Origin of the sequence: Methylobacterium sp. E-041 (genome assembly GCF_022829665.1) — a bacterium.
Lineage (GTDB): Bacteria > Pseudomonadota > Alphaproteobacteria > Rhizobiales > Beijerinckiaceae > Methylobacterium.
Genome location: NZ_JAKSYQ010000016.1, coordinates 1 through 10,440, shown reverse-complemented (window position 1 = coordinate 10,440; position 10,440 = coordinate 1). Strand labels below are relative to the sequence as shown.

The following is a 10,440-nucleotide window of genomic DNA, read 5'->3' as shown; positions in this document are numbered from 1 at the left end:
GTGGCCGAGATCGGCGATGTCGAGGTTGAGGAACCACGTCGCCTGCGCCGGCAGCACCGTGAAGCCGAGATCGGCGAGGCCGCCGGCGAGCCGGTCGCGCGAGCGGGCGTAGCCGGCGCGCATCCCGGTGAAGTAGGCATCGTCCTTCGCCAGCCCGTAGGCCACCGCCTCCTGCAGGTTCGGCGGCGTGGTGAAGGTGAGGAACTGGTGCGCCTTGGCGAGCGTCCGCATCAGCGCCGCGTCGGCCATCACGAACCCGACCTTCCAGCCGGTGAGCGAGAAGATCTTGCCGGCCGAGCCGATCTTCACCGTGCGTGCCCGCATGCCGGGCAGGCTCATCAGCGGGACGTGGCGGGCGCCGTCGAACACCACGTGCTCCCAGACCTCGTCGCACAGCGCGATCGCGTCGTGGCGGCGGCAGAACGCGGCCAGCCGCGCGAGGTCGTCGGCGCCGAGCCGGGTCGCGCTCGGGTTCAGCGGGTCGTTCAGCAGCACCACCTTGGTGCGCGGCGAGAAGGCGGCGGCGAGCGCGGCCTCGTCGAGGCCGAAGGCGGGCGGCGTCAGGGTCACGATCCGCGGCACGCCGCCGGCGCGCAGCACCAGCGGCAGGTAGGCGTCGTACATCGGCGCGAACAGCACGACCTCGTCGCCCGGCTCGATCAGCGCCAGCAGCGCGCCGGCGAGCGCCTCCGTCGCGCCCGACGTGACCATCACCTCGGTCTCGGGATCGAGGGCGAGCCCCTGGTGCCGGGCGTAATGCGCCGCCACCGCCGCGCGCAGGGACGGCAGCCCCATCATCGGCGGGTACTGGTTCGAGCCCTCGACGAGCGCCCGCGCGCCATGGGCGCGCATGTCGGCGGGGCCCGGGTCGTCGGGGAACCCCTGCCCGAGATTGATCGCCCCGTGCTCGCGGGCGAGCCGCGACATCGTCTCGAACACCGTGGTCGGGAGGCCGGAGAGGACCGGGTTCATGCGAAGCGGGGGGCGGACATCGGCGGGGTGATACCATGGCGCCGATCCCGCGCGAAACGTGCGGGAGCGCACGCCACCGGCGATTGCTGGCAGGCCTCACGGCTGACGAATGTTGACATTCATCAGCCGTGAGATAGCTTTCGGGAACACGACCGGTGCGGCGCCGGTGGGCGCGGAACTCCGCCCCCTCGTTCCGTTCCTGACCTGGCGCCGGACCGGTCGTCGCGAGGCCCGCCAATTCGTTGGCGGGCCTTTTCGCGTTATGGCCTCGTCCGCCTGCCGTCACGGATCGCCGGAGCCCGCCATGTCCCCCCGCCGCGCCCTCGCGCTCGCCTTCGCCGTCGGCGCCCTCGGCCTCGGCCTGCGGCGCGCGGTCCCGGTGGCGCCGGTCGACGAAACCTACCGCGACGTGGTGCGGTACTACCGCGCGCTGGAGCGGCCCTGACGGGCCAGCAACAGCACCGAAACATCGGTGCCGTACTGACGACGCATTGACGGGCGATGGCTGCGGCGCAGGGATGCCGAGCGGGCGCACCCGGACCCGAGCCGCGCCCGGCGCGGGTGCCGCAGGGCACGGTCCGTTCGGATGCCGTACAGGCGGCCGGGGCCAGGGTGTCGGATTCGCTCCCCGGGCCGACGAACGGTCGGCCCGCGGACGAAAACAGCGAGAGGATAGGGCGCGACACGGGCGCGGCGGCGTCCGGAACGTGGTCTAATCAGTCATGAACGAGAGCTCACCCATCCGCACGGACACGGCGCGCGCGTTCCAGCCGGACCCGGTCGCGTCGCCCGGCAAGACGCGCCGGTTCCGCCCCTTCCGCTGGATGCTGCTGCTCCTGGCGCTGCTGGCGGCCGGCGCGGTGGCCCACCGCTGGTACGACGGGCGCACGCAGGTCGCGGGCGGCCCCGGCGAGACCCAGGGCAAAGGCGGCCGCGGCGGCGGCAAGCGCGGCGGCATGGACGTGCCCCAGGCGGTCGGCATCGCGCAGATCGTCACCGGCGACATCCCGGTGGTGCTCCAGGGGCTCGGCACCGTCACGCCGCTGGCCACCGTCACCGTGAAATCGCAGATTAGCGGCTACCTCACCGACATCGGGTTCCGCGAGGGCCAGACCGTGAAGAAGGGCGACTACCTCGCCCAGATCGACGCGCGGCCCTACGAGGCGCTGCTCGCCCAGTACCAGGGCCAGCTCGCCCGCGACCAGGCGCTGCTGCAGAACTCGAAGCTGGACCTGGCCCGCTTCCAGCGCCTCGCCCAGCAGGATTCGATCTCGAAGCAGAACGTCGACACCCAGGGCGCGCTGGTGAAGCAGAACGAGGGCACGGTCGCCTCCGACCAGGCCCTCGTCGACCAGCAGCGGCTGAACATCGCCTACGCGCGCATCATCTCGCCGGTGGAGGGCCGGGTTGGCCTGCGCCAGGTCGACCAGGGCAACTACATCACCGCGGCCTCGACCAACATCGTCGTCGTCACCCAGCTCCATCCGATCTCGGTGGTGTTCACCCTGCCCGAGGACGACGTCTCCCGGGTGATGCGCCGGGTGCGCGCCGGCGCCAAGCTCGCGGTCCGCGCCTACGACCGGGGCGACGCCCACGAGATCGCCACCGGCACCCTCGACACGGTCGACAACCAGATCGACGTCACCACCGGCACGGTGAAGCTGCGCGCCCTGTTCGAAAACAAGGACGAGGAGCTGTTCCCGAACCAGTTCGTCAACGCCAAGCTCACCGTCGACACGGTGGCGAACGCGGCGCTGGTCCCCAACGGCGCGATCCTGCAGGGCACGCCCGGCACCTACGTCTACCTGATGGACGGCGACGCGAAGGTCTCAGTCCGCCCGATCAAGACCGGCGAGACCGACGGCACGCGGACGGTGGTGCTCTCCGGCCTCCAGGCCGGCGACCGCGTCGTCACCGACGGCACCGACCGCCTGCGCGACGGCGCCCCGGTGCGGATCACGGAGGGCGTCGACGGCCAGAAGGTCACCCCCGCCGCCGACGCCGGCGGCGCCCAAGAGGCCGGACAGAAGCGCGGCCGCCGGCGGCAGCAGCCGTGAGCGCGGGTTTCCAGGATACGCGCCTCCCTCCCCCCTCTGCGGGGGAGGGTACCCTGCGCAGCAGGGGGGGAGAGGGGAGCGCCGTATCCGAACGAAGGATCGGCCTCGAAGCCGATGCGCGCGACGGCTTCGCCTCACTCGGCATCGTCGCTCCCCTCTCCCGACCCCTGCCGACGCAGGGGCCACCCTCCCCCGCGGAGGGGGGAGGGAAGGGCCGGCGTGAGCTCGGGGGGGCCCCGGCATGAACCCGTCCCGCCTCTTCATCCTGCGCCCGGTCGCGACCACGCTCCTGATGCTGGCGATCCTGATCGTCGGCGGGGTGTCGTACCTGAACCTGCCGGTCTCGGCGCTGCCCTCGGTCGACTACCCGACGATCCAGGTGCAGACGTTCTATCCCGGCGCCAGCCCGGAGGTGATGACCTCGGCCGTGACCGCGCCGCTGGAGCGGCAGTTCGGGCAGCTCGCCAACCTCAACCAGATGACCTCGCAATCCTCGGCCGGCGCCTCGGTCGTGACCTTGCAGTTCAACCTCGACCTGCCGCTCGACATCGCCGAGCAGCAGGTCCAGGCGGCGATCAACGCCGCCGGCAACCTGCTGCCGTCCGACCTGCCGGCGCCGCCGATCTACGCCAAGGTCAACCCGGCCGACGCGCCCGTGATCACGCTCGCGCTCACCTCCAAGACCCTGCCGCTGACGCAGGTGCGGGATCTCGCCGAGACGCGGCTCGCCCAGAAGATCTCCCAGGTGGCCGGCGTCGGCCTCGTCAGCATCTCCGGCGGCCAGCGGCCGGCGGTGCGGGTGCGGTTCAACGCCCGGGCGCTCGCCGCCTACGGGCTGAACATCGACGACCTGCGCACCACGATCACCAACCTCAACGTCAACACGCCGAAGGGCACCATCGACGGCCCGAAGCAGAGCTACGCGATCAACGCCAACGACCAGATCCAGGACCCGAAGGCCTACGACGACGCGATCATCGCCTACAAGAACGGCGCCCCGGTGAAGATGTCGGACGTGGCCGACGTGGTGCAGGGGCCGGAGAACACCAAGCTCGGCGCCTGGGCCGACGAGACGCCGGCGATCATCCTCAACATCCAGCGCCAGCCCGGCGCCAACGTCATCGCCACCGTCGACAAGATCAAGGCGCTGCTGCCGCAGCTCCAGGGCACGCTGCCGGGCGCGATCCAGGTGAGCCTGCTCACCGACCGCACGGTGACGATCCGCGCCTCGGTCGAGGACGTGCAGTTCGAGCTCGGGCTCGCCATCGCGCTCGTCGTGCTGGTGATCTTCCTGTTCCTGCGCAGCGTCTCCGCCACGCTGATCCCGAGCCTGTCGGTGCCGCTGTCGCTGATCGGCGCGCTCTCGGTGATGGACCTCTACGGCTTCTCCCTCGACAACCTGTCGCTGATGGCGCTGACCATCGCCACCGGTTTCGTCGTCGACGACGCGATCGTGGTGATCGAGAACATCGCCCGCCACGTCGAGGACGGCGATTCCCCGCTCGAGGCCGCGCTCAAGGGCAGCCGCGAGATCGGCTTCACCATCATCTCGCTCACCGTCTCGCTGATCGCGGTGCTGATCCCGCTGCTGTTCATGGGCGACGTGGTCGGGCGCCTGTTCCACGAGTTCGCGATCACGCTGGCGGCCACGATCATCATCTCGGCGGTGGTCTCGCTGACGCTGGTGCCGATGCTGTGCGCGCGCCTGCTCAAGCACGTGCCCCAATCTCCCGCGTCCCTTGCCGAGACCCGCCGCCGCGAGGGCGTGCTCGGGCGGATGGGCCGGCGCGCCACCGAGGGCACCATCGCGGCCTACGGCCGGGCGCTGCGGGTGGTACTCGACCACCAGGGCCTGACGCTGCTGGTCACGCTCGCCACCATCGCGCTCACCGCGACCCTGTTCGTGACGATCCCGAAGGGGTTCTTCCCGGTGCAGGACACCGGCGTGATCCAGGGGATCACGCAGGGCGACCAGACCCTGTCCTACGCCGCGATGGCCGAGCGCCAGCAGCGCATCGCCGCGATCATCCTCAAGGACCCGGACGTCGCCAACCTGTCCTCGTTCATCGGCGTCGACGGCCAGAACGTGACGCTGAACTCAGGCCGGTTCCTGATCAACCTGAAGCCCCAGGCCGAGCGGGCCGAGCGGGCCGGCGCCATCATCCGCCGCATCCAGGCGGCCACCGCCGACGTCGCGGGCCTGCGCCTCTACATGCAGCCGGTGCAGGACCTGACGATCGACACCGCGGTGTCGGCGACGCAGTACCAGGTGATCCTGGAGACGCCGAACCTCGAGGATTTCGAGACCTGGGTGCCGCGCTTCACCGACGCGCTGTCGCGGTCGCCGGTGGTGGCCGACGTCGCCAGCGACCACCAGGGCCAGGGCCTGGCCGCCTACGTCACGATCGACCGGCCGACGGCCGGGCGCTACGGCATCACGCCGGCGACGATCGACAACGCGCTCTACGACGCGTTCGGCCAGCGCATCATCTCGACGATCTTCACCCAGTCGAACCAGTACCGAGTGATCCTCGAGGCCGACCCCGACCTGCACAGGACCATCGCCAGCCTCGACGCGATCTACCTGCCCTCCTCCACCGCATCGAGCGGGCAGGTGCCGCTCTCGGCGGTGGCGCGGATCGACGAGCGCCAGGCGCCGCTGCTGATCTCGCATCTCGGCCAGTTCCCGGCCACCACCGTGTCGTTCAACCTCGCGCCGGGCGCCGCGCTCGGCCAGGCGGTGGACGCGGTGGAGGAGGCGCGGAAAAGCATCGACCTGCCGCCGAGCTTCCGCGTGGTGCCGCAGGGGTCGGTCTTCGCCTTCCAGTCGGCGCTCTCGAACGAGCTGTTCCTGGTGCTGGCGGCGATCGTCACCGTCTACATCGTTCTAGGCGTCCTCTACGAGAGCTTCATCCACCCGATCACCATCTTGTCGACGCTCCCGTCCGCGGGAATCGGCGCGCTGCTCGGATTGATGCTGTTCGGGCTCTCGCTCGACATCATCGCGATCATCGGCATCGTGCTTCTGATCGGCATCGTGAAGAAGAACGCGATCATGATGATCGACTTCGCGCTCCAGGCCGAGCGCGAGGAGGGGATGTCCCCGCGCGACGCGATCTACGAGGCCTGCCTGCTGCGCTTCCGCCCGATCCTGATGACGACCCTGGCCGCGTTGTTCGCCGCGGTCCCGCTGATCGTCGGCACCGGCGTCGGCTCGGAGCTGCGCCAGCCGCTCGGCATCGTCATCGCCGGCGGCCTCATCGTCTCCCAGGTGCTGACGCTGTTCACGACCCCGGTGATCTACCTGTTCTTCGACCGCCTCGAGCGCCGCATCACCGGCCGCCGCGAACCCGAGCCGGACCTCCCGGCGGGCGAGGCGCTGCCGTGAGGAAGATCGCGACAGCGCCTCGCATCCCCTCGCCCCGCCTGCGGGGAGAGGGCCGCGACGACCTCGTCGTCGTCGCGGCGAGGCGGCAGCCGAGGGTGAGGGGGCTTCGGCGGAGGAGCCTCCACCGCTCGCGCCCCCTCACCCTCGCTGCGGCTTCGCCTGCGCTTCCCGGCAGCACGACGGGGTGCAGCCGGGCCTCTCCCCGCGTGCGGGGAGAGGGGAACAGCGCCGTGACGCCTATGGGCTTTCGCCCATGAACATCTCCGAGCCCTTCATCCGGCGCCCGGTGGCGACGACGCTGCTGACCGTCGGCGTGCTGCTCGCCGGCCTCTTCGCGTTCCTGAAGCTGCCGGTGGCGCCGCTGCCGCAGGTGGATTTTCCGGTCATCCTGGTCCAGGCGCAGATGCCGGGAGCCAGCCCCGAGACCATGGCGGTGACGGTGGCGGCGCCGCTGGAGCGGCGGCTCGGCAGCATCGCCGACGTCAACGAGATGTCCTCGACGAGCTCCACCGGCACCGTGCGGATCGTGCTGCTGTTCGGCCTCAGCCGCGACATCGACGGGGCCGCGCGCGACGTGCAGGCGGCGATCAACGCCGCGCGGGCCGACCTGCCCACCGCGCTGCGCCAGAACCCGACCTACCGCAAGTTCAACCCGGCCGACTCGCCGATCGTCATCCTCGGCATGACCTCGGACACCCTGACCCCCGGCCAGCTCTACGATGCCGGCGCCACGGTGGTGCAGCAGAAGCTGTCGCAGCTGCCCGGCGTCGGCAACGTCGACATCGGCGGCTCGTCGCTGCCGGCGGTGCGCGTCGAGCTCGATCCGACCGCCCTGTTCCACTACGGCATCGGCCTGGAGGGCATCCGCGCGGGGCTGGCGTCGGCCAACGCCAACTCGCCCAAGGGCGCGATCGAGGCGGGCGACCGGCGCTTCCAACTCTACGCCAACGACCAGGGCCGCAAGGCGGAGGATTACCGCGACCTCGTCGTCGCCTACCGCAACGGCGCGGCGGTGAAGCTCACCGACGTCGGCGAGGTGATCGACTCGGTCGAGGACCGACGCAACCTCGGCGTGGTCAACGGCAAGCAGGGCGTGCTGCTGTTCGTCTACAAGCAGCCGGGCTCGAACGTCGTCGACACGATCAACGGGGTGAAGGCGGCGCTGCCGCAGATCGTCTCCGCGCTGCCCGGCGGCATCGACGTGAAGCTCACCGGCGACCGCAGCGCGACGATCCGGGCGTCGCTGGCCGCCACCGAGGAGACGCTGCTGATCGCGGTCGGCCTCGTCATCCTCGTGGTGTTCGCGTTCCTGCGCTCGGGGCGCGCCACGCTGATCCCGGCGGTGGCGGTGCCGATCTCGATCGTCGGCACCTTCTCGGTGATGTACCTGCTCGGCTACTCGCTCAACATCCTGTCGCTGATGGCGCTGATCATCGGCACCGGCTTCGTCGTGGACGACGCCATCGTCGTGCTCGAGAACGTCCAGCGCCACATCGAGATGGGCAAGTCCCGCATCGAGGCGGCCCTGGTCGGCGCCCGCGAGGTCGGCTTCACCGTGATCTCGATGAGCCTGTCGCTGATCGCGGTGTTCCTGCCGATCCTGCTGATGGGCGGCCTGATCGGGCGGATCTTCCAGGAATTCGCCGTGACCCTGTCGCTGGCGATCCTGATCTCGCTCGTGCTCTCGCTCACCACCACGCCGATGATGTGCGCGCGCTTCCTGCGCCCCGAGGCGCACGGCGCGGGCAGGCGCCCCAACATCCTGATCCGCGGGCTGGAGGGCGCCTTCACCGGCACGCTGAACGCCTACGAGCGCACCCTGCGCGTCGCGCTCGGGCACCCGCGCCTCGTGCTGCTGGTGCTCGCCGCGACGGTCGGGCTCAACGTCTACCTCTACGTCATCGTGCCGAAGGGCTTCTTCCCCGAGCAGGACACCGGCCAGATGATGGGCGGCATCCAGGCCGACCAGCGCATCTCGTTCCAGTCGATGGAGAAGAAGCTCAAGGAGGCCGCCGCGATCGTGCAGGCCGACCCGGCGGTGGACAGCGTCGTCGGCTTCACCGGCGGGCGCGGCACCAACTCGGCCAACGTCTTCGTCGGGCTCAAGCCGGTGGGCGAGCGCGCCTCGATCGGCGAGGTGTCGAACCGGCTGCGGCCCAAGCTCTCGCAGGTGGCCGGCGCCCGGCTCTACGTCTTCCCGCGCCAGGACCTGCAGATGGGCGGGCGCCAGAGCTTCGCCCAGTACCAGTACACCCTGCAGGGCGACACCGCGGCCGAGCTCTACGCGGCGGCGCCGAAGCTGGTGCAGGCGCTGCAGAAGGACCCGACCTTCGCCGACGTCACCTCCGACCAGCAGGAGGGCGGGCTGGAGAGCCGGCTGGTGATCGATCGCGCCACCGCCTTCCGCTACGGCATCACGCCCGACAAGATCGACAACACCCTCTACGACGCCTTCGGCCAGCGCCAGGTCTCGACGATCTACAACCCGCTCAACCAGTACCACGTCGTGATGGAGATCGCGCCGCGCTACCTGGAGAACCCCGAGACCCTCAAGCAGCTCTACGTCTCGACCTCCGGCGGCAAGGCGCGCGGCTCGGCCACCACCAACGCGGTCGCCGGCACGGTGGCGGCGGCGCCCGCCGGCGCCGTCCCCTCGACCACCGCCGCGGCCGACGCCAGCACCAACGCCGCCGCGGTCGCGTCGGATTCGGCCCGGAACGCGGCCGCCAACGCCATCGCCGCCTCGAAGGGCAGCGCCTCCTCGAGCGCGCCGGTCTCGTCCGCGGTCGAGACCATGGTGCCGCTCTCGGCCTTCACCCGGGTCGAGACCGGCAACGCCCCGGTGCAGGTGAGCCACCAGGGCCTGTTCGTGGCGACCACGATCTCGTTCAACCTCAGCCCCGGCAAGAGCCTGTCGGACGCCACCGTCGCGATCGACAAGGCGATGGCGGAGCTGCGCCTGCCGGCCACCATCCACGGCGAGTATGCGGGCGCGGCCAAGAACTACGTCGCCTCGGCCTCGCGCCAGCCGCTGCTGATCCTGGCCGCGATCCTGGCCGTCTACGCCATCCTCGGGATCCTGTACGAGAGCTTCGTGCACCCGGTCACGATCCTCTCGACGCTGCCGTCGGCGGGCATCGGCGCGCTGCTGGCGCTGCTGGTGACCGGCACCGAGTTCACGATCGTCGCGCTGATCGCGGTGTTCCTGCTGATCGGCATCGTCAAGAAGAACGCCATCATGATGATCGACTTCGCCCTCGACGCGGAGCGGACGCGCGGCGCCAGCCCCCGCGACGCGATCTTCGAGGCCTGCCTCTTGCGCTTCCGGCCGATCATGATGACAACGCTGGCGGCGCTGCTCGGCGCGGCGCCGCTGATCTTCGGCGGCGGCGAGGGCTCCGAGCTCCGCCGCCCGCTCGGCATCGCCATCGCCGGCGGCCTGATCGTGAGCCAGATCCTGACCCTGTACACCACCCCCGTCGTCTACCTCTGCCTCGACCGCCTCCGGCACCGGGTGAACGCCCGCCGCCGCGGCGGCGCGGCGGCCCTGCCGGCGGGGGAATGATGCGGTTTCGATCGATGCAGGACGGGGTCGGCGCACCCCCCTCTCCCCGCGCGCGGGGAGAGGGGATGCGCACCCAGCTTGGCGCCATGTCCTGAGGACGGGCGGTCGCGTCGCCCTCACGACCGCCCTGTCTGCCTGCGTCGTCGGCCCAGACTACGCGCGCCCGTCCGTCGAGACGCCGCTGGCGTGCAAGCAGGGCGGCGCCCGCGAGGGCCGGCGCCCATTTCGTGCACCAGTCGCACCGCTGGAACCCGAAGATGCAGCCTTACATCTTCGGCACCCGCAACAACATCCACATCATCGACCTCGCCCAGACAGTGCCGGCGCTGCACACCGCGCTGCAGGCGGTGAGCGACACGGTCGCCAAGGGCGGCCGCGTGCTGTTCGTCGGCACCAAGCGCCAGGCGGCCGACACGATCGCCGAGGCCGCCAAGCGTTCGGCCCAGTACTACGTCAAC

General features: G+C 70.8%; 5 protein-coding genes and 1 pseudogene. 5 read left to right on the top strand and 1 reads right to left on the bottom strand.

Features of this window, described 5'->3' with window-relative positions:
- A partial coding sequence (locus tag MKK70_RS00550; RefSeq protein ID WP_243945358.1) for an aminotransferase occupies positions 1–972 on the bottom strand: 972 nt, incomplete at its 3' end.
- Between the two features lie 304 nt (positions 973–1,276).
- On the opposite strand from MKK70_RS00550, the gene MKK70_RS00545 reads away from it, so the two are divergent.
- The 5 genes and pseudogenes from MKK70_RS00545 to rpsB form a co-directional block, all read left to right on the top strand.
- Entirely contained in the window at positions 1,277–1,417 is a 141-nt protein-coding gene (locus MKK70_RS00545; RefSeq protein WP_243945356.1) for a hypothetical protein, read from the top strand.
- Between the two features lie 277 nt (positions 1,418–1,694).
- Positions 1,695–3,029: an MdtA/MuxA family multidrug efflux RND transporter periplasmic adaptor subunit gene (locus tag MKK70_RS00540; RefSeq protein WP_243945354.1), complete on the top strand. Its 1,335-nt coding sequence runs from the start codon at positions 1,695–1,697 to the stop codon at positions 3,027–3,029.
- 241 nt (positions 3,030–3,270) lie between these two features.
- Positions 3,271–6,417 (top strand): MdtB/MuxB family multidrug efflux RND transporter permease subunit, encoded by a 3,147-nt coding sequence (locus MKK70_RS00535; RefSeq protein ID WP_243945352.1) that lies wholly within the window; start codon positions 3,271–3,273, stop codon positions 6,415–6,417.
- A gap of 253 nt (positions 6,418–6,670) precedes the next feature.
- A complete protein-coding gene (locus MKK70_RS00530) occupies positions 6,671–9,982 on the top strand; it encodes an efflux RND transporter permease subunit (protein ID WP_147842999.1) in 3,312 nt (1,103 codons plus the stop codon).
- Positions 9,983–10,194: 212 nt separating this feature from the next.
- Positions 10,195–10,440: pseudogene (gene rpsB / locus MKK70_RS00525) on the top strand (30S ribosomal protein S2); the annotation flags it as partial.